The organism is Enterobacter cloacae complex sp. IR5403, assembly GCF_049238705.1.
GTDB classification, from domain to species: Bacteria; Pseudomonadota; Gammaproteobacteria; order Enterobacterales; family Enterobacteriaceae; genus Enterobacter; species Enterobacter hormaechei_C.
Genome location: NZ_JBMKHP010000010.1, coordinates 125,605 through 150,646 on the forward strand (window position 1 = coordinate 125,605; position 25,042 = coordinate 150,646).

Annotated in this window: 24 protein-coding genes, 1 tRNA gene and 1 pseudogene; 11 read left to right on the forward strand and 15 right to left on the reverse strand. The window is 56.3% G+C overall.

The window, feature by feature from the left end; translation table 11 throughout:
- Positions 1-78: 78 nt before the first annotated feature.
- The 5 genes from gbpA to ACOTW6_RS15130 form a co-directional block, all read right to left on the reverse strand.
- Positions 79-1,527 carry an N-acetylglucosamine-binding protein GbpA gene (gbpA, locus tag ACOTW6_RS15110; protein ID WP_213789240.1) on the reverse strand — a complete coding sequence of 483 codons (1,449 nt, stop codon included), beginning with the start codon at positions 1,525-1,527 and terminating at the stop codon, positions 79-81.
- A 138-nt stretch (positions 1,528-1,665) separates the two neighbouring features.
- Positions 1,666-2,052, reverse strand: a complete 387-nt coding sequence (gene ridA / locus ACOTW6_RS15115; protein WP_213789241.1) for a 2-iminobutanoate/2-iminopropanoate deaminase — start codon at positions 2,050-2,052, stop codon at positions 1,666-1,668.
- A 73-nt stretch (positions 2,053-2,125) separates the two neighbouring features.
- Complete coding sequence (gene pyrI, locus ACOTW6_RS15120; protein WP_003863370.1) at positions 2,126-2,587, reverse strand: aspartate carbamoyltransferase regulatory subunit; 462 nt, start codon at positions 2,585-2,587, stop codon at positions 2,126-2,128.
- A 12-nt stretch (positions 2,588-2,599) separates the two neighbouring features.
- The gene (gene pyrB, locus ACOTW6_RS15125; protein WP_121479341.1) at positions 2,600-3,532 is read right to left on the reverse strand and encodes an aspartate carbamoyltransferase; all 933 of its coding nucleotides are present in this window, start codon (positions 3,530-3,532) and stop codon (positions 2,600-2,602) included.
- A 34-nt stretch (positions 3,533-3,566) separates the two neighbouring features.
- Positions 3,567-3,671, reverse strand: a complete 105-nt coding sequence (locus tag ACOTW6_RS15130; RefSeq protein WP_022646880.1) for a pyrBI operon leader peptide — start codon at positions 3,669-3,671, stop codon at positions 3,567-3,569.
- Between ACOTW6_RS15130 and ACOTW6_RS15135 the strand changes: the two are divergent.
- A pseudogene (locus ACOTW6_RS15135) lies at positions 3,651-3,768 on the forward strand (hypothetical protein). The gene ACOTW6_RS15130 and the pseudogene ACOTW6_RS15135 overlap by 21 nt on opposite strands.
- Before the next feature lie 3 nt (positions 3,769-3,771).
- On the opposite strand, the gene ACOTW6_RS15140 reads toward ACOTW6_RS15135, so the two are convergent.
- The 5 genes from ACOTW6_RS15140 to arcA all read right to left on the reverse strand — a co-directional run bounded on the left by ACOTW6_RS15140 (position 3,772) and on the right by arcA (position 9,048).
- Positions 3,772-4,251: an arginine repressor gene (locus ACOTW6_RS15140; RefSeq protein WP_121479467.1), complete on the reverse strand. Its 480-nt coding sequence runs from the start codon at positions 4,249-4,251 to the stop codon at positions 3,772-3,774.
- Positions 4,252-4,331: 80 nt separating this feature from the next.
- Entirely contained in the window at positions 4,332-5,735 is a 1,404-nt protein-coding gene (locus tag ACOTW6_RS15145; RefSeq protein WP_045344399.1) for a YfcC family protein, read from the reverse strand.
- A 46-nt stretch (positions 5,736-5,781) separates the two neighbouring features.
- Positions 5,782-6,786: an ornithine carbamoyltransferase gene (argF, locus tag ACOTW6_RS15150; RefSeq protein WP_003863360.1), complete on the reverse strand. Its 1,005-nt coding sequence runs from the start codon at positions 6,784-6,786 to the stop codon at positions 5,782-5,784.
- Positions 6,787-6,905: 119 nt separating this feature from the next.
- A complete protein-coding gene (locus ACOTW6_RS15155) occupies positions 6,906-7,817 on the reverse strand; it encodes a carbamate kinase (RefSeq protein ID WP_048220406.1) in 912 nt (303 codons plus the stop codon).
- 10 nt (positions 7,818-7,827) lie between these two features.
- On the reverse strand, positions 7,828-9,048 hold the full coding sequence (gene arcA / locus ACOTW6_RS15160) for an arginine deiminase (protein WP_023305333.1): 1,221 nt from the start codon (positions 9,046-9,048) through the stop codon (positions 7,828-7,830).
- Between the two features lie 675 nt (positions 9,049-9,723).
- Here arcA and ACOTW6_RS15165 point away from each other — a divergent pair.
- The 5 genes from ACOTW6_RS15165 (at position 9,724) to ACOTW6_RS15185 (ending at position 16,533) form a co-directional block, all read left to right on the forward strand.
- Positions 9,724-10,176, forward strand: coding sequence for a YhcH/YjgK/YiaL family protein (locus tag ACOTW6_RS15165; protein ID WP_090279920.1), 453 nt, complete (start codon positions 9,724-9,726; stop codon positions 10,174-10,176).
- Positions 10,177-10,411: 235 nt separating this feature from the next.
- Positions 10,412-11,320, forward strand: coding sequence for a 2-keto-3-deoxygluconate aldolase (gene yagE, locus ACOTW6_RS15170; RefSeq protein ID WP_121479340.1), 909 nt, complete (start codon positions 10,412-10,414; stop codon positions 11,318-11,320).
- Between the two features lie 14 nt (positions 11,321-11,334).
- Complete coding sequence (gene yagF, locus ACOTW6_RS15175) at positions 11,335-13,302, forward strand: xylonate dehydratase YagF (protein ID WP_121479339.1); 1,968 nt, start codon at positions 11,335-11,337, stop codon at positions 13,300-13,302.
- A 226-nt stretch (positions 13,303-13,528) separates the two neighbouring features.
- Positions 13,529-14,911, forward strand: coding sequence for an MFS transporter (locus ACOTW6_RS15180; RefSeq protein ID WP_121479338.1), 1,383 nt, complete (start codon positions 13,529-13,531; stop codon positions 14,909-14,911).
- 11 nt (positions 14,912-14,922) lie between these two features.
- Positions 14,923-16,533, forward strand: a complete 1,611-nt coding sequence (locus ACOTW6_RS15185; RefSeq protein WP_213789242.1) for a glycoside hydrolase family 43 protein — start codon at positions 14,923-14,925, stop codon at positions 16,531-16,533.
- Between the two features lie 4 nt (positions 16,534-16,537).
- Here the strand turns inward: ACOTW6_RS15185 and xynR are convergent, their stop codons facing one another.
- The 3 genes from xynR to argL form a co-directional block, all read right to left on the reverse strand.
- Positions 16,538-17,296: a DNA-binding transcriptional repressor XynR gene (gene xynR, locus ACOTW6_RS15190; RefSeq protein ID WP_062932439.1), complete on the reverse strand. Its 759-nt coding sequence runs from the start codon at positions 17,294-17,296 to the stop codon at positions 16,538-16,540.
- A gap of 186 nt (positions 17,297-17,482) precedes the next feature.
- Entirely contained in the window at positions 17,483-18,487 is a 1,005-nt protein-coding gene (gene argF, locus ACOTW6_RS15195) for an ornithine carbamoyltransferase (RefSeq protein ID WP_045907043.1), read from the reverse strand.
- On the reverse strand, positions 18,457-18,552 hold the full coding sequence (gene argL, locus ACOTW6_RS15200; RefSeq protein ID WP_213083700.1) for a putative translational regulatory protein ArgL: 96 nt from the start codon (positions 18,550-18,552) through the stop codon (positions 18,457-18,459). Before argL ends, argF (ACOTW6_RS15195) begins: the two co-directional genes overlap by 31 nt.
- 99 nt (positions 18,553-18,651) lie before the next feature.
- Between argL and rraB the strand changes: the two genes are divergently transcribed.
- The 5 genes from rraB (at position 18,652) to ACOTW6_RS15225 (ending at position 21,737) form a co-directional block, all read left to right on the forward strand.
- Positions 18,652-19,077: a ribonuclease E inhibitor RraB gene (gene rraB, locus ACOTW6_RS15205; protein WP_032625251.1), complete on the forward strand. Its 426-nt coding sequence runs from the start codon at positions 18,652-18,654 to the stop codon at positions 19,075-19,077.
- Positions 19,078-19,124: 47 nt separating this feature from the next.
- Entirely contained in the window at positions 19,125-19,883 is a 759-nt protein-coding gene (miaE, locus tag ACOTW6_RS15210; protein ID WP_213789243.1) for a tRNA isopentenyl-2-thiomethyl-A-37 hydroxylase MiaE, read from the forward strand.
- A 30-nt stretch (positions 19,884-19,913) separates the two neighbouring features.
- Positions 19,914-20,636, forward strand: a complete 723-nt coding sequence (locus ACOTW6_RS15215) for a topoisomerase II (protein WP_213789244.1) — start codon at positions 19,914-19,916, stop codon at positions 20,634-20,636.
- Positions 20,637-20,741: 105 nt separating this feature from the next.
- Positions 20,742-20,823 (forward strand) — tRNA-Leu (locus tag ACOTW6_RS15220).
- Between the two features lie 545 nt (positions 20,824-21,368).
- Positions 21,369-21,737 carry a hypothetical protein gene (locus ACOTW6_RS15225; RefSeq protein WP_029497222.1) on the forward strand — a complete coding sequence of 123 codons (369 nt, stop codon included), beginning with the start codon at positions 21,369-21,371 and terminating at the stop codon, positions 21,735-21,737.
- 392 nt (positions 21,738-22,129) lie between these two features.
- Here ACOTW6_RS15225 and ACOTW6_RS15230 read toward each other — a convergent pair whose 3' ends face one another.
- Positions 22,130-22,342, reverse strand: a complete 213-nt coding sequence (locus ACOTW6_RS15230) for a hypothetical protein (protein ID WP_040117147.1) — start codon at positions 22,340-22,342, stop codon at positions 22,130-22,132.
- The gene (locus ACOTW6_RS15235; protein WP_058678885.1) at positions 22,332-22,940 is read right to left on the reverse strand and encodes a tyrosine-type recombinase/integrase; all 609 of its coding nucleotides are present in this window, start codon (positions 22,938-22,940) and stop codon (positions 22,332-22,334) included. Before ACOTW6_RS15235 ends, ACOTW6_RS15230 begins: the two co-directional genes overlap by 11 nt.
- Positions 22,941-25,042: the final 2,102 nt, after the last annotated feature.

Sequence of the window (25,042 nt, forward strand, 5' to 3'; positions counted from 1 at the left end):
CAGCCCTCTCCCAAAGGGAGAGGGTGTATAAATTCCCTCTCCCTTTGGGAGAGGGTTAGGGTGAGGGAATCAGATCGCTCAGTTCTTCAACACCCACGCCTCTCTCCAGTGCGCGCCCACGCCTGGTTCAAACTGGTTTGCGGTTGGGCTGTACTGCACGCAGTAGCCGCTGAACGGGACAGGCCTGCATTCGTAGGTCTTACCGTCTTTCGGCTGTAGCACTACGGTGCCCGCTTTGTAGGACGCGACGTTATCCGGGAAGATAAAGTCATGCGGGCCGTTGCTGTCCGCCGCGTCGCTTTCCAGCATCAGATCCAGCACGTCCTGCGCGAACAGGGTGCCGTCTTTGTTGGTGGCGTAGTATTTCAGCATATGGTGCCCCGCCGTGACGTCAGTCAGGGTCATGGTCACGTCCTGGCTGGCGTTATTCATCTCCTGCTTCAGATACCCCTTTTCCGCACCGCTGTGGTTCATTACGTGCGCTTCAACGTTCACGTCGCCTTTGGTGTTCACGTGGAAGGTGACGGTCGCCTTGCCATTCTCGATTTTGCTGTAGTGCAGGTTAGAAACCGCGATGGTTTCATTCACTTCCGCCTTCTGCTCTTCGTACGAAATCGCAACGGACTGGAGGGCGCTGCCGTCTTTGACGAAGACGCTGTTCGCGCCGTGAACCGGGCTAATTTCGCCCGCTTCATCCTTCACCCCGACACGCACATCGCTGTGCGCGGCGTTGATCTTCTGCGCCAGATCGTATGACCACTGGTTCGCACCCCCCTGGGCAACGGAGCCGATGGTCAGCTCGGTACGCAGGGCGGCAACTTCCCCGTTGGCGTCGAAGAAGCGTGCAATCACTTTATCGCCCGTGTTCAGGTTATTCCCGGCAATCTGTCCGCTCAGGGTTTTACTCCACTGGGAGATCACCGCTGGGGTGTCGTCCGGCGTGACGTTGCCGCCGTTACCGAAATCAACGTCAATGGCCTGATAGAAACTGTTTGCCGTATCCGCTATTTCCCACACGCCATAAATAACCTGGTAGCCCGTACGTTCCGGGACATTACAGGTCATGGATTTTGTCATCGCCGGTGCCTGGCCATGTCCGTTAATAGTACAGAACGGCGTTAATTCGAACTGGTCACGGGTCAGCGGTTTATTGGGGTCCCAGTTTTGTTTGGTAATGTAATAACGCCAGTTGGTGGTTTTATGCGGTGCGGTATGGTGCCAGACAAATTCATGCGGGCCTGCCGTCATGGGGTTTTTGGTCCAGGCGTTCAGGCTCTGCTTATCAAGCTGGGAGTAGCTGGTAATACCGGCGCTGGCAAGCTGGCCGTCGGGCGGCATCGCACCCGTCGGGAAGCCGGAGGCCTTTTCTACGCTCTGCGGTTCATATTGTACAGAGCCACAGTCAATATTCTTGCCGAGCTTACACATATAAGCGCGGCTGGCAGGGGATTCTATATATCCGTGTGCAAGTGCGGAAGACGCAACCGTTAATGTGGTAACCGCCAGCGCAATTTTAGAGAGTTTCATTCATCATCCATTAATTAGAATAGAGCAAGGCAGCGTCAGTCTATTAATGGAGTGGCGGATGCGTCATTTCCCGGAGAGAGTAAAAATGGTCAAAATAAAAAAAGGCAGCCTGAGCTGCCTTCTCTTTATTGAAATAAATTAGCGACGTACGGCAATCGCTTCAATTTCAATTTTCACGTCTTTTGGCAGACGCGCCACTTCCACGCAGGAGCGCGCCGGGAAGGTCGCGTTGTGCTCGGTGAAGAACGCTTCGTAGGTAGCGTTAACGGTCGCAAAATCATTCAGATCTTTCACGAACACGGTGGTTTTGATGATGTCGCCCACTTTCAGACCGGCAGATTCGACGATCGCCTGCACGTTTTCCAGCGACTGACGCGCCTGCGCCGCTACGTCGGCTGGTACTTCACCGGTTTTTGGGTTCACCGGGATCTGACCAGAAGTGATGATCATGCTGCCCAGATCAACGCCCTGAACGTATGGGCCGATAGCCGCTGGTGCATTTTCCGTCGCGAGTACTTTGCTCATTTTTTCTCCAGAATTACAGCGTTAAGAATGTTCCCGGCCATTATAACAGCCGGGATTTCATTACCAACCTCAATTAGTTGGCCAGCACCACATAATGAGAAAACTCTTTTTCGCAGTATTTGCATTTGAGTGCGATGTCATTGGCGCGCTTTTTCACTGCAAAGCTGGAGGAAACCGGCTCAGCATGACTGATGCAGTTGCTGTTCGGGCAGACCAGCACGCTTTCGATGCGATCTGGCAGGCTTGGGCGGGATTTGCCCACCACGTCGTAATCGTCGATGCGGTTAACCGTGGCGTCCGGTGCGTACAGTGACAGCTGGTTAACCTGCTCGTCGGTCAGGAAAGTGTTCTCGATCTTGATCAGGTCTTTACGGCCCATTTCGCCCGACGGCAGGTTCAGGCCGATGGTGATGCGCTGGTCGGTTTCAGTCAGTTTGAACAGCGTCAGCAGCTTAAAGCCCACCTGCGCAGGGATGTGGTCAATCACGGTGCCACGCTTGATGGCTTCAACCTGGAGTTTGTTATCGTGTGTCATGGTCGTCTCCCCTTACAGAGCTAATTCGCGATTCAGAACCAGTGCCAGTAACGCCTGGCGGGCGAAGATGCCGTTTCCGGCCTGCTGGAAGTACCAGGCGTGCGGCGTTTTATCCACGTCTGTGGTGATCTCATCGATGCGCGGCAGCGGGTGCAGCACCTTCATGTTGTCGCGCGCGCCCTCGAGGTCGCTGGCGCGCAGCACGAACTGCGCCTTCACGTTGGCGTACTCGGATGGGTCAAGACGCTCTTTCTGCACGCGGGTCATGTAGAGAATATCCACGTTGCCCATCACCTCTTCGATGCTGGCGTGCAGGCTCCACGCGATGCCTTTTTCGTCCAGCATATCGAGAATGTACTGCGGCATCGCCAGCGCGTCCGGGGCGATGAAGAAGAAGCTGTTGCCGTTAAATTTCGCCAGCGCCTGGGTCAGCGAGTGGACGGTGCGGCCATATTTCAGGTCGCCGACCATGGCGATGTTCAGGTTCTCAAGCGTGCCCTGCGTCTCCTGAATGGTGAACAGATCCAGCAGGGTCTGCGTCGGATGCTGGTTAGCGCCGTCACCGGCATTCAGTACCGGAATGCCGCCGGAAAATTCGGTCGCCAGACGCGCCGCGCCCTCCTGCGGGTGGCGCATCACAATCGCGTCAACGTAGGTGCTGATCACTGAAATGGTATCCGCCAGGGTCTCGCCTTTTTTGCCCAGCGACGTGTTGCTGCTGTCCGAGAAGCCCACCACGCTCGCGCCCAGGCGGTGCATGGAGGTTTCGAAGGAGAGACGCGTGCGGGTCGAGGCTTCGAAGAAGCAGCTCGCAATCACCTTGTGCTTCAGCAGCTCCGGTTGCGGATTGGCCTTCAGTTTTGCCGCGGTTTCCAGAACCAGTTCCAGCTCTTCGCGGCTGAGGTCGTTTATGGAAATGATGTGTTTTTGATAAAGCGGATTCATGTTTATCTCCTGACGCCGGGCAAAAAAAAGCCCCTCAAATGAGGGGCTCTGGGAATAGGTTTAGCAACGGGAAGAAAAACGGCAGGCCAGCGTCTGATTTCAGACGCGGTAAGACGTTATGTCGTACACGCTTGACCATGCTTCCTCCCGGCAAATTGTCGGGCATTATACGCAGCTCGCTTTTGGGATCAAGCGATTTAATGCACGCTTTACTCAATGCAAACGGTTCTTTATGAATATTAATGCGTTCTGAGTAAATAACTAATTTGCTTATGCACCAGCGCGGTGCGCTTCACCACGCGGGGCGCGACCCAGACAATACTGCTTCCGGCCACCACGCCTAAAATTTCCGGTAACTGGTGATAATCCAGAATACGCGCCACCGCGCGGCCATATCCGGCGACGGTATGGATAAGGATAAATTCGCTGTTGTGCTCCACGCTCACTACCATTTCAGAGACGGTACGCGCCGCGTCGGGGGCCGGGCGCAGCTGGGGATTCAGCGAATAAATCTTTAGCCCTTTGGCATTGCGAATTTTTATGACACCGAGCAACTTGAGCAGACGTGAAACGGTGGACTGGCTGATGGTCTCAAAACCCCGCTCCTGTAAGTCGCGGCGGATCTCTTCCTGGGAGAGATAGCTCTTTTCCGCGATCAGACGCTGGCAGACCGTTAGCTGTAGTTGCTCTTTGGGAGAGTACTCTTCGTAATCCATCATAGTTCCCATATCAGTTCCCGAAATAACCGGTGGCACCGCACCGATCCGTAGGCCGGATAAGCGCAGCGCCATCCGGTAAATTACAACAGGGCGCCCAGGCTTAACGCCACCATAATCACCACCGTTAAAATCCCCAGCAACGGCGCGACCCATTTCAGATAGCGCACGTAGGGCACGCGGGCGATAGCCAGCCCGCCCATCACGACGGCAGAGGTGGGAGTGATCAGGTTAACGATGCCGGACGCCGACTGGTAAGCCGTAACCACCAGGTCGCGGTTGACGTTAGCGAAATCGGCAAGGGGCGCCATGATCGGCATCGTCAGAACGGCCAGGCCGGACGAAGAAGGCACAAGAAACGACAGCACCACTTCCAGCCAGTACATCACGTTGATGAACGCCACCGTCGACAATCCGGTGACCATTCCCTCGGCGCTGTGCAAAATGGTGTGGGTAATCATGCCCTTATCCATGATCACTACGATACCGCGCGCGATGCCGATAATCAGCGCGACGCCCAGCAAATCTCGCGCGCCGTTGATAAAGGTTGAGGTCAGCTCCTCTTCGCTCATGCGGGCGATCAGCCCGACGATAATCGCGCTGGCGAGGAACACCGCCGAGATCTCCGCCATCCACCAGCCCAGCACCGCCACGCCGTAGATCATCACCGCGAAGGCGAGGGCGAAGATCACCAGGATGAGTTTGCGCACCGGGGTAAACTCCAGCGACTGCTCGCCCTTGTTGCCGAGGAAGTGGGCGAGATTCTCTTCCTGCTTATCCGCCACGATCGACAGCGACGGATCCTTGCGCACCTTGCGGGCGTAACGCATAACCCACGCCACGCAGATGATCCAGCCGATCACCAGCAGCGCCAGGCGCAGAGCGATGCCGTTAGTGAAGGGGATCCCGGCGGCGTTGGCGGCGATCACCGTGGCGAACGGGTTGATGGTGGAGCCGAGGGTGCCGATCCCCGCGCCGAGCAGCACGGTGGATGCAGCAACCACCGGATCGAACCGCGCCGCCAGCATCACCGGCACCAGTAAGGTATAGAAGGGCAGCGACTCTTCTGCCATGCCGTAAATCGTGCCGCCTGCGGCAAACAGCGCCATCAGGATCGGGATCATCCACTCTTCGCGTCCGCGCAGCCGGGTGGTGACGCGCTCGATCCCGGCGTCTATCGCCCCGGTTTTAGTGACGATCCCGAGGAATCCCCCGATGATCAGAATAAACAGCGCCACGTCGATGGCCCCGGCCTGGCCGGACTCCGGATCGTACAGCCCGGCAATCGGCGCCATCAGCACCGAAACCAGCCCCTGCGGATGTGATGCCACCTGTGCATAGGTACCGGCAACCGGCACTTCTTTGCCGAGCGCCTCGTTCATCGCCATATGGTACTGCCCGGCCGGAACAATCCACGTCAGCACGGCAACCACGGCAATCAGAAAAAAGAGAATGGTGTAAGCGGAGGGAAACTTGAACTTGCCCATGATGTTCTCCTGAACCCGGCGCACCCCGCGGCGCGCCGGGCGGTGATTAGTCGCCGAGTGTCGCCACCATGACCGCTTTAATGGTGTGCATGCGGTTCTCTGCTTCGTCGAAAACGATGGAGTTCGGTGATTCAAAGACCTCTTCCGTCACCTCCAGCCCCTTCAGGCCGTACGCCATCTCGATCTCGCGGCCCACTTTGGTGTGCTCGTTGTGGAACGCAGGCAGGCAGTGCATGAACTTGACGTTCGGGTTACCGGTGGCCTTCATCACGTCCGCGTTGATCTGATACGGCTTCATCAGGCTGACGCGCTCGGCCCAGGCTTCCTTCGGCTCGCCCATGGAGACCCACACGTCGGTGTAGAGGAAATCAGTGCCCTGCACGCCTTCTTCCACGTCGTCGGTGAGGGTGATGCGCGCGCCCGTCTCTTTGGCGATGGCGCGGCACTGCTCAACCAGGCCTGCCTCCGGCCAGAAGGATTTCGGCGCGACGAGGCGGATATCCATCCCCATTTTGGCCGCGCCGACCATCAGGGAGTTGCCCATGTTGTTGCGCGCGTCGCCGAGATAAGCAAAGCTCAGCTCCGGCAGGGTTTTGCCCGGTGAGTGCTCCAGCATGGTCATCAGGTCGGCGAGGATTTGGGTCGGGTGGAACTCGTCGGTCAGGCCGTTCCACACCGGCACGCCCGCGTACTCGCCCAGCTCTTCAACGATGGCCTGGCCGTAGCCACGGTACTCGATGCCGTCATACATGCGGCCCAGCACGCGCGCGGTGTCCTTCATCGACTCTTTGTGGCCAATCTGCGAACCGCTTGGGCCGAGGTAGGTGACCTGCGCGCCCTGGTCGAACGCACCCACTTCGAAGGCGCAGCGGGTGCGGGTGGAGGTTTTTTCAAAGATCAGGGCGATGTTTTTCCCGACCAGGGTTTGTTTTTCGCGTCCGGCTTTTTTGGCGGCCTTCAGCTCAATGGCGAGATCGATCAGGTACTGGATCTCCGCCGGGGTGTAGTCCAGCAGTTTGAGGAAGTTGCGGTTTTTCAGGTTAATGGTCATGGGGAAATCCTTTTTAAAATTTAGCTGTCTGATGCCCTCACCCCGGGCCTCTCCCACAGGGAGAGGGGGCGTACATTCCCTCTCCCTTTGGGAGAGGGTTAGGGTGAGGGGAAAACGACTCAGTTACGAATCAACGTGCCTTTCTCGCCCGCCAGGATCTCCGCGCCGTCGGCCAGCGCACCGATCCCGGCAATGCCGCCGCAGGCCTCAACAAACTCGCGGCAGGCGGCCACTTTTGGCCCCATCGATCCGGCGTCGAACTGCATATCTCTGAGCAGCTCCGGCGTCACCTGCGCCAGCGGACGCTGGGTTGGCTTGCCCCAGTCGAGATACACCGCGTCGGCATCGGTGAGGATCAGCAGGGCATCGGCTTCGATCTGACGCGCCAGCAGGGCGGCGGAGAGGTCTTTGTCGATCACCGCCTCAATGCCGCGATAGCCGTTGGCGTTTTCCACCACCGGCACGCCGCCGCCGCCGTTGCAGATCACCAGGTGGTCGCGCTGGATCAGCGCCGTGATGGCGTCGCTCTCGACGATGCGCTTCGGCTGCGGCGACGGCACCACGCGGCGGAAGTAGCTGCCGTCGGCCTTAAACACCCAGCCTTTTTCCGCGGCCAGCGCTTTAGCCTGGGCTTCGCTGTAGACCGGGCCGATGTACTTGGTCGGGTTACTGAAGGCCGGGTCGGCGGCGTCCACTTCCACCTGCGTGAGCAGAACGCTGACCTCGCGCTGGGGCAGATTGTTTTTCAGCGCCTGCTGGAGCATGTAGCCGATCATCCCCTGGCTTTCGGCACCGAGAACGTCCAGCGGGTAGGGGGTGACTTTGTCGTAGGCGCTGTTCTGTAATGCCAGCAGCCCGACCTGCGGGCCGTTGCCGTGCACCAGCACCACACGCCACTGCTCCGTTAAGCCGGCGATGGTGCGGGCGGCCTGCTCGATGTTCTGGCGCTGGATGTCTGCTTCTAACGGTTCGCCGCGCTTGAGCAGCGCGTTGCCGCCAAGGGCCACAACCAGAGTGGGTTTTCGTTCCATGATGGCTCCTTTAAATTCCGTCGCGTTCCAGTGGACAGCTCATGCAGCGCGCGCCGCCGCGTCCGCGTCCCAGTTCGTCGCCTGGGATAGGCAGCACGGTAATGCCTGCTTTGTCGTACTTCTCGTTGGTCCAGACGTTGCGCTCGTATCCGATCACCACGCCCGGGCGGATGGTGAGGACGTTGTTGGCGTCGTTCCACTGTTCGCGCTCGGCTTCAAAGGCGTCGCCGCCGGTGGTGATCAGGCGGACCTGGTTAATGCCGAGGGCTTTCTCAATGGCGTGCAGCAGGTCGGTTTCCTGGGTACGCAGCAGGCCGCCGCGTCCGTCCGGGGTGAGCGTCCAGCACTGGGCATCCTTGCGCACCACTTCCGGATAAACGGAGAAGGTGTCCACGTCGATGTGGGTCATCACGGTGTCGAGGTGCATGCAGGAGCGGTGTTTTGGCAGCTCAACGGCAATCACGCGCTCGGCCTGGCGATGTTTAAACAGGCTGTTGGCGAGGAACTCCACGCCCTGCGGGGTCGTGCGCTCGGACATGCCGATCAGTACCGCGCCGCGGCCAATCACTAATACGTCGCCGCCTTCTAAGGTGGCGTGGTCGTAATTAATATTCTCGTCGCCGAAATACTTAATAAACTCGCCGTCGGCAAATGCGGGGTGCCAGCGATATATTGCCCGCAGGTTATTCGTTTCACGCTGGCGGGCGGGTTTCGCCATCGGATTAATGGAGACGCCGTTATATATCCAGCAGGAGGTGTCGCGGGTAAATAAGTGGTTCGGCAGCGGCTTCATAATAAAATCATTCGCCGTGTGGGTATCGACCACCATATTTTTAATAGCCGCCGGAATTTCACCGTAGGTTAATCCGCCGCTCAATCTGCGCGCCAGTTCGCGGTGCGGCATATCCGCCAGCCAGCCGCGCACGTCGGCGGCAAAGGTTGGCCCCAGGCGATAGTCGGAGATTTGTGTTTCAAGAAGCCAGGCTTTTGCTTCCGCAATATCAAGCGTTTGCGTAAGAAGGTCGGTCAACAGCAGGACTTCCACACCCTGCTCGCGCAGCGTGTTTGCGAAGATGTCATGCTCTTCACCCGCCCGTTCAACCGAGAGCACGTCATCAAATAGCAGCTCCTGACAGTTTGAGGGGGTTAACCGTTTCAGACTTAAATTTGGACGGTGCAGCATAACGCTACGCAATTGACCAATTTCAGAACCGACGTAATGCTTTTCCATAATTATTCCTTTAACTTTTTTTCAGAATAAAAAGGGCATGCGCCATGTGATGTGTTTAATTTCATGGCGGCTAAGCTCAATTGATTTCGTGATTTATAGTAGGCGCTTAAATAATGGTTATTGTGACATTGCTCACGCGAAAACCGATATTGAGCACTTTATTTTCAGTTGCATGATTCGTATCAGATAATGATTAATTTCATATTATTAAGGGATGAATACCTAAGCAGGAATGGGTGGCAATATTTGAAGTTGTTATTATTTTGTAGAATCACATGTTTTGAAATATTTGGTTATATTGTTGATTTTAAACAATAAAATTCAGTCTCAGGAATAGCTATGCAATAATGACAATTAACTATTTTTCACTTAAGAGAAATCAATAAATAATTATGGATTTTTAAAGGAAATAACCGAAGTGATAAAGTGTGATATGCTAACAGGTTTTGTGAGTTACATTGTAAATTCAGCGAGTTAGATACTATGTGCATAGCGCATGAAATGAGGTTATGCATAACCACTGCATAAATGCCTGTGTGCAATTAACAATGGATTAACACATTTTCCGATAAACATGCGCTGACGCAAATCTTGTCTAAAAAGGGCTGGTATGGAAGAGGCAATTCTCGTATAAAACATGAAAATGAAACAATGTTTTAATATGAGGGTTGTATCATGATTATTGGCAATATTCATCATCTCCAGTCCTGGCTGCCAGAAGAGCTGCGCCAGGCCATTGAGCACGTTAAGGCCCACGTCAGTGACGCGACGCCGACCGGCAAGCACGACATCAACGGCAACAGCCTGTTTTATCTGGTTTCGGAGGACATGACCCAGCCGTTCGCCGAGCGTCGCGCTGAATACCATGCACGCTATCTGGATATTCAGATTGTGCTGAAGGGTCAGGAAGGGATGACCTTCAGCACCCTGCCGCACGGTACGCCGGACACCGACTGGCTGGCGGACAAAGACATCGCGTTCCTGCCGGAAGGCGAGCAGGAGAAAACCGTGGTGCTGAGCGAAGGGGATTTTGTGGTGTTCTGGCCGGGCGAAGTGCATAAGCCGCTGTGCGCGGTGGGAGCGCCGGCGCAGGTGCGTAAGGTTGTGGTGAAGATGCTGGTAGAGTAACCCCTCACCCCGGCCCTCTCCCAAGGGGAGAGGGTGTAAAAGTTCCCTCTCCCCGTGGGAGAGGGTTAGGGTGAGGGCACCAGACCGCACCCTCTAATATGTGATCCAGCTTAAACTTCCCGCACTCCCTCCTCATCTCCCATTTACCTGCGCTTTTTCTGCGTCATAGTATGATCGTTAAATTAATGAACGCTGTTCTATAATGTAGAACAAAATGATTCAGCAAGGAGATCTCATGCCGCAGTCCGCGTTGTTCACGGGTATCATTCCCCCTGTCTCCACCATTTTTACCGCCGATGGCCAGCTTGATAAGTCGGGTACCGCCGCGCTGATCGACGATCTGATCAAAGCAGGCGTCGACGGCCTGTTCTTCCTGGGCAGCGGCGGCGAGTTCTCCCAGCTCAGCGCCGAAGAGCGTAAAACCATTGCCCGGTTTGCGATCGATCATGTCGATCGTCGTGTGCCGGTGCTGATCGGCACCGGCGGCACCAACGCCCGGGAAACCATTGAACTAAGCCAGCACGCGCAGCAGGCGGGCGCGGACGGCATCGTGGTGATCAACCCTTACTACTGGAAAGTGTCGGAAGCAAACCTGATCCGCTATTTCGAACAGGTGGCCGACAGCGTCACATTGCCGGTGATGCTCTATAACTTCCCGGCGCTGACCGGGCAGGATCTGACCCCGGCGCTGGTGAAAGCCCTCGCCGACTCGCGCAGTAACATCGTCGGCATCAAAGACACCATCGATTCCGTCGCCCACCTGCGCAGCATGATCCACACCGTTAAAGGCGCCCATCCGCACTTCACGGTGCTGTGTGGCTACGACGATCATCTGTTTAATACCCTGCTGCTCGGCGGCGACGGGGCGATCTCGGCCAGCGGCAACTTTGCCCCGCAGGTGTCGGTGAATCTTCTGAAAGCCTGGCGCGACGGGGACGTGGCGAAAGCGGCTGAGTATCATCAGACCCTGCTGCAAATCCCGCAGATGTATCAGCTGGATACGCCGTTTGTGAACGTCATTAAAGAGGCGATCGTGCTCTGCGGTCGTCCGATTTCTACGCACGTCCTGCCGCCAGCCTCGCCGCTGGACGCGCCGCGTAAGGCGCAGCTGAAAACCCTGTTACAACAGCTCAAGCTCTGCTGAGCCGGACGATAACGATGACCATTGAGAAAATTTTCACCCCACAGGACGACGCGTTTTATGCGGTGATCACCCACGCGGCGGGGCCGCAGGGCGCGCTGCCGCTGACCCCGCAGATGCTGATGGAATCCCCCAGCGGCAACCTGTTCGGCATGACGCAGAACGCCGGAATGGGCTGGGACGCCAACAAGCTGACCGGCAAAGAGGTGCTGATCATCGGCACCCAGGGCGGGATCCGCGCCGGAGACGGGCGTCCGGTCGCGCTGGGCTACCACACCGGGCACTGGGAAATCGGCATGCAGATGCAGGCGGCGGCGAAGGAGATCACCCGCAACGGGGGGATCCCGTTCGCCGCCTTCGTCAGCGATCCGTGCGACGGTCGCTCGCAGGGCACGCACGGTATGTTCGACTCCCTGCCGTACCGCAACGACGCGGCAATTGTGTTTCGCCGCCTGATCCGCTCTCTCCCGACGCGGCGGGCGGTGATCGGCGTGGCGACCTGTGATAAAGGGCTGCCCGCCACCATGATTGCGCTGGCTTCCATGCACGATCTGCCGACCATTCTGGTGCCGGGCGGGGCGACGCTGCCGCCAACCGTGGGGGAAGACGCGGGCAAGGTGCAGACCATCGGCGCACGCTTCGCCAACCATGAACTCTCCTTGCAGGAGGCCGCTGAGCTGGGCTGTCGCGCCTGCGCCTCGCCGGGCGGCGGGTGTCAGTTCCTCGGTACGGCGGGCACCTCGCAGGTAGTGGCGGAGGCGCTGGGTCTGGCGCTGCCACACTCCGCGCTGGCGCCGTCCGGACAGGCGGTGTGGCTGGAGATCGCCCGCCAGTCGGCGCGGGCGGTCAGCGAGCTGGATAACCGCGGCATCACCACGCGCGATATCCTCACCGATAAAGCCATCGAAAACGCGATGGTGATCCACGCGGCGTTCGGCGGCTCCACTAATTTACTGCTGCACATTCCGGCCATCGCCCACGCGGCGGGCTGCACGATCCCGGACGTTGAACACTGGACGCGCATCAACCGTAAAGTGCCGCGTCTGGTTAGCGTGCTGCCTAACGGCCCGGACTATCACCCGACCGTGCGCGCCTTCCTCGCGGGCGGCGTGCCGGAGGTGATGCTCCACCTGCGCGATCTCGGCCTGCTGCATCTGGACGCCATGACCGTCACCGGCCAGACGGTGGGCGAGAACCTCGACTGGTGGCAGACGTCCGAGCGCCGGGCGCGCTTCCGCCAGTGCCTGCGCGAGCAGGACGGCGTGGATCCGGATGACGTGATCCTGCCGCCGGAGAAGGCCAAAGCGAAAGGGCTGACCTCGACGGTCTGCTTCCCGACGGGCAACATCGCGCCGGAAGGATCGGTGATCAAGGCCACGGCGATCGATCCGTCGGTTGTCGGTGACGATGGCGTTTACCGCCACACCGGCCGGGTGCGGGTGTTTGTTTCCGAAGCGCAGGCGATCAAGGCCATCAAGCGGGAAGAGATTCAGCGGGGCGATATTATGGTGGTGATCGGCGGCGGGCCGTCCGGCACCGGAATGGAAGAGACCTACCAGCTTACCTCCGCGCTGAAGCATATCTCGTGGGGCAAAACGGTGTCGCTCATCACCGATGCGCGCTTCTCGGGCGTGTCGACGGGCGCCTGCTTCGGCCACGTGTCGCCGGAGGCGCTGGCGGGCGGGCCGATTGGCAAGCTGCGCGACAACGACATCATCGAGATTGCCGTCGACCGCCTGACATTAACAGGCAGCGTGAACTTTATCGGCACGGCGGACAACCCGCTGACGCCGGAAGAGGGGGCGCGCGAGCTGGCGCGGCGGCAGACGCACCCGGACCTGCACGCTCACGACTTTTTGCCGGACGATACCCGGCTGTGGGCGGCATTACAGTCCGTGAGCGGTGGCACCTGGAAAGGCTGTATTTATGACACCGATAAAATCATTGAGGTAATTAACGCCGGTAAAAAAGCGCTCGGCCTTTAATTATTTTTTGAGAGAAAACTGTCTGCGGAAAATATTCCGCGGGCGGTTTTTGCTTGTCTTTAATTTGCTAATTTAAACAATGAGTTGAGATATATCGGTGGCGTCACAAAAGCAAAATAACGTAATTCAGAAATAAGATATGACCATTGCTGATTAATTGAACAGCTCATTACACTCCATTAACACGATGTTGTAATTCAGCACACTACATAAGGGTGTAATTCTGATGACGCAATTAACCATGAAAGACAAAATTGGCTACGGGCTGGGTGATACCGCCTGCGGCTTCGTCTGGCAGGCCACGATGTTCCTGCTGGCCTATTTCTACACCGACGTGTTCGGTCTCTCCGCAGGCATAATGGGGACGCTGTTTTTAGTTTCCCGCGTGCTCGACGCCGTGACCGATCCGCTGATGGGGCTGCTTGTAGACCGCACCCGCACCCGCTACGGCCAGTTCCGCCCGTTCCTGCTGTGGGGCGCCATCCCGTTTGGCATCGTCTGCATGCTAACCTTCTACACGCCGGACTTCTCCGCGCAGGGCAAAATCATCTACGCCTGCGTGACATATATTCTGCTGACTCTGGTCTACACCTTCGTTAACGTCCCGTACTGCGCCATGCCGGGGGTGATCACCGCCGACCCGAAAGAGCGTCATGCCCTTCAGTCCTGGCGTTTCTTCCTCGCCGCCGCGGGGTCGCTCGCCATCAGCGGCATCGCGCTGCCGCTGGTCAGCATCATCGGCAAAGGGAACGAGCAGGTGGGCTATTTCGGCGCCATGTGCGTGCTGGGGTTGACCGGCGTGGTCCTGCTTTATGTCTGCTTCTTCACCACCAAAGAGCGCTACACCTTTGAAGTGCAGCCTGGTTCGTCGGTGGCGAAAGATCTTAAGCTGCTGCTGGGCAACGGCCAGTGGCGGATCATGTGCGCCTTCAAGATGATGGCGACCTGCTCCAACGTGGTGCGCGGCGGGGCGACGCTCTACTTCGTGAAATACGTGATGGATCACCCGGAGATGGCGACCCAGTTTTTACTCTACGGCAGCCTCGCCACCATGTTCGGCTCGCTCTGCTCGTCTCGTCTGCTGGGCCGCTTCGACCGCGTCACCGCCTTTAAGTGGATCATCGTCGCTTACTCGCTCATCAGCCTGCTGATTTTCGTCACGCCAGCAGAGCATATTGCCCTGATTTTCGCCCTCAACATCCTGTTCCTGTTCGTCTTTAACACCACCACGCCGCTACAGTGGCTGATGGCCTCTGACGTGGTGGATTACGAGGAGAGCCGCAGCGGACGTCGCCTCGACGGGCTGGTGTTCTCTACCTACCTGTTCAGCCTGAAGATTGGCCTGGCGATTGGCGGGGCGGTGGTGGGCTGGATCCTGGCCTGGGTGAACTACTCCGCCAGCAGCAGCGTGCAGCCGGTCGAGGTGCTGACCACCATCAAAATTCTGTTCTGCGTGGTGCCGGTGGTGCTCTACGCGGGCATGTTCATCATGCTGTCGTTCTACAAGCTCACCGACGCCCGCGTGGAGGCCATTAGCCAGCAGCTGATCAAGCACCGCGCGGCGCAGGGCGAGGCCGTTCCCGACGCCGCGACAGCCGCATCCCATTAACCGGAGGCAATATGGAAATCACTAACCCAATCCTGACCGGCTTCAACCCGGACCCGTCCCTGTGCCGCCAGGGCGAGGACTACTACATCGCCACCTCGACCTTCGAGTGGTTCCCGGGCGTGCGCATCTATCACTCCCGCGATCTGAAAAACTGGACGCTGGTCAGCACGCCGCTGGACCGCGTGTCGATGCTGGACATGAAGGGCAACCCGGACTCCGGCGGTATCTGGGCGCCGTGCCTGAGCTACGCTGACGGCAAATTCTGGCTGCTCTACACCGACGTGAAGATTGTCGATTCGCCGTGGAAAAATGGCCGCAACTTCCTCGCCACCGCGCCGTCCATTGAGGGGCCATGGAGCGAGCCGATCCCGATGGGTAACGGCGGGTTCGATCCGTCCCTGTTCCACGACGACGATGGCCGCAAGTACTACCTCTACCGCCCGTGGGGGCCGCGCCATCACAGCAACCCGCACAACACCATCGTGATGCAGGCGTTTGACCCGCAGACCGGCACCCTCTCGCCCGAGCGCAAAACGCTGTTTACCGGCACGCCGCTCTGCTACACCGAAGGGGCGCACCTGTATCGCCACGCGGGATGGTACTACCTGATGGTTGCCGAAGGCGGCACCAGCTACGAGCACGCCGTCGTGGTGCTGCGCGCAAAAACCATCGACGGGCCGTACGAGCTGCACCCGGACGTGACGATGATGACCAGCTGGCACCTGCCGGAGAACCCGCTGCAAAAGAGCGGCCACGGCTCGCTGCTGCAAACCCACACCGGGGAGTGGTACATGGCCTACCTCACCAGCCGCCCGCTGCGCCTGCCGGGCGTGCCGCTGCTGGCCTCCGGCGGGCGCGGCTACTGCCCGCTGGGGCGTGAGACCGGCATCACCCGCATTGAATGGCGCGACGGCTGGCCGTATGTGGAGGGCGGCAAGCACGCGCAGCTGACTGTGAAAGGCCCGCAGATGGCGGAGCAGCCCGCCGCCGCTCAGGGCAGCTGGCGGGATGATTTCGACGCCAGTGCGCTTGACCCTGAATTACAGACCCTGCGCATTCCGTTCGACGACACCCTCGGCTCGCTCACCGCCCGTCCCGGCTATTTACGGCTCTACGGCAACGACTCGCTCAACTCGACATTCACCCAGTCGACCGTGGCGCGCCGCTGGCAGCACTTCACCTTCCGGGCCGAGACGCGGATGCAGTTCTCGCCGGTCCACTTCCAGCAGAGCGCGGGGCTGACCTGCTACTACAACAGCAAAAACTGGAGCTACTGCTTTGTGGACTACGAGGAGGGGCAGGGCAGAACGATTAAGGTGATCCAGCTCGACCACAACGTGCCGTCCTGGCCGCTGCACGAGCAGCCCATTCCCGTGCCGGAGAGTGCGGAGAGCGTCTGGCTAAGGGTGGACGTGGATACGCTGGTCTACCGCTACAGCTACTCGTTCGACGGCGAGACGTGGCACACCGTGCCGGTGACGTATGAGGCGTGGAAGCTGTCGGACGACTACATCGGCGGGCGCGGCTTCTTCACCGGCGCGTTTGTGGGACTGCACTGCGAGGACATCAGCGGCGACGGCTGCCATGCGGACTTCGACTACTTCACCTACGAGCCGGTCTGACGGCTCAGGCCGGGTAGCCCAGCGCGCGTGAGAGCTGGAGCCCGGCCTGCTGAAGCTGCTCGCGGAAATTAGCCAGCTCGGCATCGTCCACGCGGGAGGTCAGCGTCGACAGGCTCAGGGCGGCAATCACGCGGGATTCGTGGTTCCACACCGGCACCGCCACGCAGCGCACGCCCTGCTCGTTCTCTTCGCTGTCCAGGGCGTAACCCTGCTCGCGGGTCTGCGCCAGGGCGCTCATTAAGGTTTCACGAGAGGCGAGGGTAGCGGGCGTAAAGGTGGTGTACTGATAGCCCTCCAGCAGGGCGTTCAGCTCGGCCTCGCCCAGCCAGGCAATCAACACCTTGCCGATGGCGGTGGCGTGAACCGGCAGGCGGCGGCCGATGCGTGAATAGGCGATGGCAGCGAGCTTGCCTTCAATCTTCTCGATATAGACCCCTTCACGCCCGTCCAGGATCCCCAGATGGGTGGTCTGCCCGGTCCGCCGGGACAGCTCCGTCAGCCAGCCTTTCGCCTTCTGGCGAATATCGATGGAGCCCACGACAAAATGACCGCGCTCGACCAGCTTCATGCCGAGGCGATACTTCCCGTTCTCCGGGTTCTGATCGATATAGCCGTGAAGCTGGAGGGTTTTCAGCAGCGAGTGGAGGGTACTCTTGCTCAGCCCCATCAGTTTGCTGATGTCGGTGATCTTAAGCTCGGTGGCCTGCTCGTTGAACAGGTCGAGGATCTGCAACGCACGTTCAACAGACTGAATAATCGGCATAATGCTGGCATGTCCACGCTGGAATGAAGGCGAAAACGTACCTTTTTCGGGGTGAAAAATCAATGAAATGGAGCCGGTTTGCCCGGCGGCGCTTCGCTTGCACGGGCCTACGGGACTTGTAGGCCGGGTAAGCGCAGCGCCACCCGGCAAGAAGAGCGCACCGAATCAATAACGTGGGAGAGGGGATCACTCCCCAAGCGTCGCCACCATCACCGCCTTAATCGTATGCATCCGATTTTCCGCCTGGTCAAAAACGATGCTCGCCGGCGACTCAAACACCTCGTCCGTCACTTCCATCCCGCCGTGCAGATCGAACTCCTTCGCCATCTGCTTGCCGAGCGTGGTCTGGTCGTCATGGAACGCCGGCAGACAGTGCAGGAACTTCACGTTCGGGTTGCCGGTCAGCGCCATCATCTGCGCGTTCACCTGATACCCGCGCAGCAGCGCGATACGCTCCGCCCACTTCTCTTTGGCTTCGCCCATCGACACCCACACGTCGGTATAAATAAAGTCTGCGCCCTTCACGCCCGCCGCCACGTCTTCCGTCAGCGTGATTTTCCCGCCGTGCTTCTGGGCCAGCGCGCTGCACTCCGCCACCAGGCTCTCTTCCGGCCAGCAGGCCTTCGGAGCCACCAGGCGCAGATCCAGCCCGGTCAGCGCCGCCGCTTCCAGCATCGAGTTGCCCATGTTGTTGCGTGCGTCGCCCGCGTAGACCAGCGTCATCTCGTTAAACGCCTTGCCCGGCAGGTGCTCCTGCATGGTCAGCAGGTCCGCCAGCAGCTGCGTCGGGTGGAACTCGTTGGTCAGCCCGTTCCATACCGGCACGCCCGCGTACTGCGCCAGCGTTTCGACCACTTCCTGGCCGTGGCCGCGATACTGAATGCCGTCGTACATCCGCCCGAGAACCCGTGCGGTATCCTTAATTGACTCTTTATGCCCAATCTGGCTGCCGCTCGGCCCTAAATAGGTGACGCGCGCGCCCTGGTCAAATGCGGCAACTTCGAAAGAGCAACGTGTACGGGTCGAGTCTTTTTCGAAGATGAGCGCGATGTTTTTACCGGTAAGTTTCTGTACTTCCTTGCCATTTTTTTTATCGGCTTTGAGCTGTGCGGCAAGGGTCAGCAGAGAGGTGAACTGTGCAGGGGTAAAATCGAGCAATTTCAGAAAGTGTTTCTTGTACAGATCAGACATTTTATCCTCGCATGGCGAACGCCACTTATTGAATTAAAATTCACTTTATATGTGTAATTATTCATTTGCAACCCCGTTTCACAAATCTTTCCAACAAAGGTGGAGGCAAACCCGTCCGTGTGTGAAAATAGAAGTATCTGCCGCACTTTAAAGAGGATTGACCCATGGCAAACCCGGAATTACTGGAAGAGCAACGCGAAGAGACGCGTCTGATTATTGAAGAACTGCTGGAAGACGGTAGCGATCCGGACGCGCTGTACACCATCGAGCACCATTTCTCTGCGGACGACTTTGAAGCGCTGGAAAAAATGGCCGTGGAAGCCTTCAAGCTGGGTTACGAAGTGACCGAGCCGGAAGAGCTGGAAGTGGAAGAGGGCGACACCGTCATCTGCTGCGACATCCTGAGCGAAGGCGCGCTGAAGGCGGAGCTGATCGACGCGCAGGTAGAACAGCTGATGAACCTGGCCGAGAAGTTTGACGTGGAGTACGACGGCTGGGGAACCTACTTCGAAGATCCGAACGGTGAAGACGGCGAAGAAGGCGACGACGAAGATTACGTCGACGAAGACGACGACGGCGTGCGTCACTAAGTGATTCAGGCGGTGGCGCGCGCCACCGCTTTTTTCAAGGCAGAACCATGGATTACCCGCAGATACTCGCCCCCGTACTCAACTTCCTCCAGTGCCCGACCCCGCAAGCATGGATTGATAAAGCCCGCGACCCGGCGAACCTGCCGCTGCTGCTCACCGACCACATGGTGTGCGAGCTCAAGGCCGCCCAGACCGCGCTGCTGCTGGTGCGTAAATACGTCGCCGACGAAAGCGGTGCCGATGCGCTGCTCGACTGGCTCAAGCCCTACGAACAGTTCACCTTCCGCGACGGCCCGGAGCCGGACTTCATCGCCCTGCACAAGCAGATTGGCAAAAGCGTGATGCCCAAAACCGACGACCCGTGGGGCCAGGCGCTCATCGACAGCATGGTGCTGCTGATTAAAGAGGAGTTGCACCACTTCTGGCAGGTGCGCGAGGCGATGCTGGCCCGCGACATTCCGTACGTCAAAATCACCGCCAGCCGCTACGCCAGAGGGATGCTGAAGGAAGTGCGCACCCACGAGCCGCTGACGCTAATCGACAAGCTCATCTGCGGCGCCTACATCGAAGCCCGCTCCTGCGAACGCTTCGCCGCGCTGGCCCCGTTCCTCGACGATGATTTGCAGAAGTTCTATCTCTCGCTGCTGCGCTCGGAAGCGCGCCATTATCAGGACTACCTGACGCTTGCCCGGCAGGTGAGCGACGACGATATCTCACCGCGCATACAGCTTTTTGGCGAAATTGAAGCCACACTTATCTCGACACCGGACCACGAGTTTCGCTTCCATAGCGGCGTGCCGGTGTAAACCGGCATAACGCAAGGATAAGGATGCGAGATGAAAAAAACGTGGATCAGTACGGTCGTTGTTATTGTCGCGGTCGCCGCCGTGGCGTTCTGGGTGTTCTTTGACAGGCAACGCGCTCCGGAAGCGCAGATTGATACCACCCTCAACGCGATGCCTGCCTGGCAGGTGATTAAGGAGCAGGAGCCCGCGCTGCATCAGCGCATCCTCGACCAGATGGCAGCCCTGCAAAAAGCGGGCGAGCCGGAGCAGCAGATTATCGACACCATCCAGCCGCAGATCCTGCACTTGCAGATGTCGCGCCTGCAAAACGCCCCGGACGCCAACGTGGTGAACTACATGACCATCAACATGGAGCAGACCGCCGCCATCCAGAAGGTGAGCGACGACGCCTGCTTCCGCTTCCTCTACCCGACGGTGAAGGGCGGCGTGAATCCGATGCGCATGCTGGATAAAGACCTGATGACGCGGCGCATGCAGGCCGACGCCGACATGATGCGTGCGGCCTACGGCAAAAAACGCCACACCGTGACGCAGGCCGAACGTGAGGCGGCTGTCGAGGATGTGCGACCGATTATGAAGGAACTTGCCGATAAGTACGGCGAGGACATCCAGCTGTTGCAGATGCCGGAGAAGGCGGTGGGCAAGGAGAAGCTCTCCTGCGATATGGTGCAGGAAATGTGGGCGAAGGTGCTGGCGCTGCCGGAGCAGAAGGCGGCAGGGGTGATTCGGCTGGCGGTGTCTGAGCTGGAGTAACCAGGGCGCTGGTTTTTTGGGCACTTAGCGCGGGTTTCGCGCGTCGTCGCTTGCATGGCGGCGCGCGACAGGTATAATCCACAACGTTTCCGCATCCCCTTCAGTGCCGAAGTGGCGAAATCGGTAGACGCAGTTGATTCAAAATCAACCGTAGAAATACGTGCCGGTTCGAGTCCGGCCTTCGGCATTCAGTACCTTATTTTCTTTTAAATCAATGAGTTAGTGTGAAAATTCCGTCTCATTGACCAGTAGAAAATGTCAATTCTTCATCACGTACAAAAGCCACTGTGTTTGTTAATGGCTTTGGTATGTTAGCACATAGTGGCGAGTAGTTCCCAGGCTCAACCTCGTATCGCTTTTCCCTTTGAAGCTGGAAGACGTGCCACCGTCTCTAAACCTATACCAAACGCTTATAGTGAAGCGCATTTTTTGCCGATGCTCCCACATGCCACACGTCGCTGATGACGTTGCAGGGAATAAACAGGTTTATGGTGGTGTTCGTACCTACAAACGATATGTAGGCTCTGCCAGCGGTTCGGCCTCGCTCCTTCGGGTACATGGTCATCCTGATAAACTTCACTGTCTGACATATCCCTGATGTTGTCGCCTAACGGCTCCGCGTGTTGTCTTACCACCAACGGGCATTAGGCTTCTATTGTCCAAAATCTGTTAGTTGCACAATTTTTGCACCCTGTATAACCTGAGATTAATCTTAATCACTCAAGGGTGGGTATGTCAGATAAGGAATCAATACGAAGGGAGTTAACTCTTTTGTTGGAGATACTCGCCTTGACTGGAGAGCAACGAGATTTTGTTGAATCAATGTACCAAGACAATGCAAACAGTAGGGGGATGGTAATGACCAACAAGCAGTTACGTATCCGCTATGGATTTCATGGAAAACACATGGAAAAAAATGTTGCCTGGGATGGCAATGATCAGGTGAATAGTGTTTTGGCTGTTCTTATTGAGGAGTTGTCTCTCCCGATAGGTGAGAAACCAGTGAATCTGATTGAACACGGTGTAGATGATGTATTTTTCTACGATGAAGAGAGTCAGAAATGGCTCGAAATCCCTCCTAAATGGCTAATCAAGGCATAAGGTCAGGGGGCAACTCGCCCCCCGCTTCTTCACTTCAACGCGCGTATGTAATCAAGCAAGGCTTTCAGTTGGCTACCTTTCATCGCCGGAACACGAATACGTATATCAGCCTTTCCTGTACTGGCGTACCTGCTTTCCCCTTGCAGTAATCGAAGGCTCATTGTTATGATCTGATGGTCTGACATTACTAACTCTCCGTGGTGGTTTGTTGTTTGTCGGATCGCTGTGTGGGATGTTCTCAGCATCCTGCACAGCACTATTAACAGCATTACGTAAATTTCTCGGTAACAGATGACGCTGTATCGTCGTCCCTGCAAACTTCACTACCTGCGTATAAACGCACACCGTTGCACCACACCAGATAAAGCTGGTGATCGGCTTTTCTTCCTTCTTCAATTTTCTGAATCCTCTGTGCTGAATGTTTTTGCATACGAGCAACTCTGAGCGCTCGTAACGTATGTGAACAGGTAATTGGTGTTCTCATACACGCATAGCGTTTTTCCGTTCTCCGTCTGTTCCTCCTGTGGGTTGGTCATCGTAATTTGTCCGGCATTAGCCAGGGCTGGTAATAGCGCCAGCGTCAGCACAAGATATTTAGATTTCAAGGCTAAACTCCTCTGTCAATTCGTCGCCTACTTCGAGCGTGTAACCAATATAAAAGAGCGTTGACCGTGGATCAGCATGGCCCAGGAGAAGGGCGATCTGTTCAATCGGCACACCTGCACGGAATAAAATTCGTCCTTTTGATTTTCGCGGGGTATGACACCCTACGTTAGAGAATCCCACTCTACGCCCGATCTTGCTGAACTCAGTGAACACAGTGTTACGAGTTACGGCGTTGCCTCTGCTACGGAGATCGCCTTTGCTAAAGATGAAATCCGTCTTCACAGGCATAGTGGATTGTTCCTCTCTCCGCATCTCTACGATTTTCCGCATGGTGTCAGTAATCTTGATACGGAGCGGTTTCACCTTCTTATTAGGATCTGCCTTTCGTTTAGATTTCTGCTGTTTCACCTCGATATGCGTTTTCCCTGCACTGAATTGTGACCAGGTGAGGGTTAACAGGTCAGAGATACGTAATGCGCTCTCATACTGCATCACCCATGCACAGTAGAACAGGTTTGTTCTGGTATTGCGTCGTAGCTCTGCCGCCACTGCTTTCACGTCCTCCGCGCTTTTAAGCGCAACTGCGATACCTTCCATTCTTTATCCCTCCTCTTGTTCGTTTCGGTGAAAACATCATTGATCAGAAATTGATCATTTTCAACAGGTTGCACGATACGTATGTTTAAGAAGAGCACAAAATGATCAAAATGTGTGCGCGGTTGCTTGAGTTGCTTAACGGCGTGATCAAGGCCGCCCCAATTCTGCTGTCCGTCAGCACCGAATATCTGTAACAGATTGAAAATTAACAATAAATTCAATTTAGCCAATGATTCATGAAAGGGTGGTTATGTCAAGAAATTTATTTTCTATGGTGGGGTGTTACCCCTGTTCGCACGGTGAAGTGATTGAAAAGTGTACTGATTGAATAGAATCAATGAGTTACAGAATACACTTTACTAATGTGTATCGAAGCGGGGCGATATTGCACGATAGATGATAATAATTCTCACCTGAGTTGATTGCATCAAGAAATGATTAGAATGCTAATTAATTGGCGGGTTTTGGCATGGAAAAAGAAACATCGTTTCAATTTAGAAAACTCGTTCAACGAATCTGGCACGGGTGCAAAGTAGTTTTCATGACAAATGGCGCTGTATTCAGCACTACACAACGGTTTGGCTAAACTGATCATTCTGACAATGAAAGTGAACAATCTACTTTAGCTTACATTTACCCAGGATCTTTACCTGTCATTTAAGATAGGTTTTGACGTTATTAATGTGGGGTTTCGATAGGGATAACCTAATATTTTCCTCTGGCTGTTCTTAGGATTGTTGCATGTGCGATTCGTTGGGTGAAGGGCGAGGGTCTACCGTTGGGTGAAGGGCGACGGTACTTTGGATAACCCTCAAATTGAGGTGCATTTGCACCACTGAATCGGAGAAAGTAACGCTTTGGTACTTTCGTAATACACGGGAAAAAGCCGACTGTTCAGAAAGGATACAGGGGAAAAGCCCGAGTATTCGGCACTCCAGATCCCAATGAATACCCCTATCAAGATTGATACCCCTATCAGAACTGATACCCCTACCCCTATCAACTTTGACAGGAGTACCCCTATCAAGTCTGATACCCGATAAGAATAAGTTAATAACAATTAACCTAATAAGAATGATCTTTATTCTTTTATGGTTTTGCGCTTGTCGCAAAGATCTTTTGCCTGGCGTCTCTCGCCGTCACTCCTGGCAAGCTCACACCTTCGCTACCCTGTCGGGCTTCGGGTTCGGCCTCGTTCCGCTCGCGACGCAGCAAAGCGTTATCTATACATTCTGTATGGTGCAATGGCGTTGCCACCGTGAAAACGGCTGCACACGATGATTTCGCCGTGGGCGAATACCATTGCGCTGTGCGCGGAATTACCATCTGACCAACCAACTACCGTTGATTGACCATCTGATAAGCTGACGAACCTCAACCATCCATTCATGAACTAACGTTCACCCATGCAAGGTTTCAGTAAGTCAGTGGCTAAGGCTTCACTGTTCGCTGATGGCTCCAGTTCATCCAGCCTCAATCCAATACCAACACCTACTATCCTGATAACTACCGTTATCCCTCTGTAGTTGTGCTATTGGTTTCGGTAAGTGCCAGAGGGCGGAAGTGATGCGAATAGAACGCCTCAGACGCGCTGTAAGCGGTTTTGAGATGGTAGGGAATGCAGATACTACTGATATCACAAAAGCTCTCAGAACGCGATACAGGAGGTTTTGTTAGTGTGAGAAGGGGTTGAACAAATAGCTTGAGTGTGTTAAAATTTTAATTCACTTAATTTTGAAATTAGCTATTGACTTTGAAATCATTTCATGTTATAGTAAGTTTTGTCGGGTGAGGAAAGCATTCATCCCGTCATCTTATTAGGCATCCAGCCTGACCCAAACAATCCAAATCACACCGCACTATCAGGCAACGTTAATAACGTTCTCCCCTGGACGGTGTTTTCGTGTATCTAACGCAAGGAGAATCAACATTAAATATTTCAACCCAGAACTTGTCTTCGAGGCTTTGAAAACTGGAGACAAGACCCGCAAGGCACTTAAGGAAGGTGCGAATAAGCGGGGAAATTCTTCTCGGCTGACTCAGTCATTTCATTTCTTCATGTTTGAGCCGATTTTTTCTCCCGTAAATGCCTTGAATCAGCC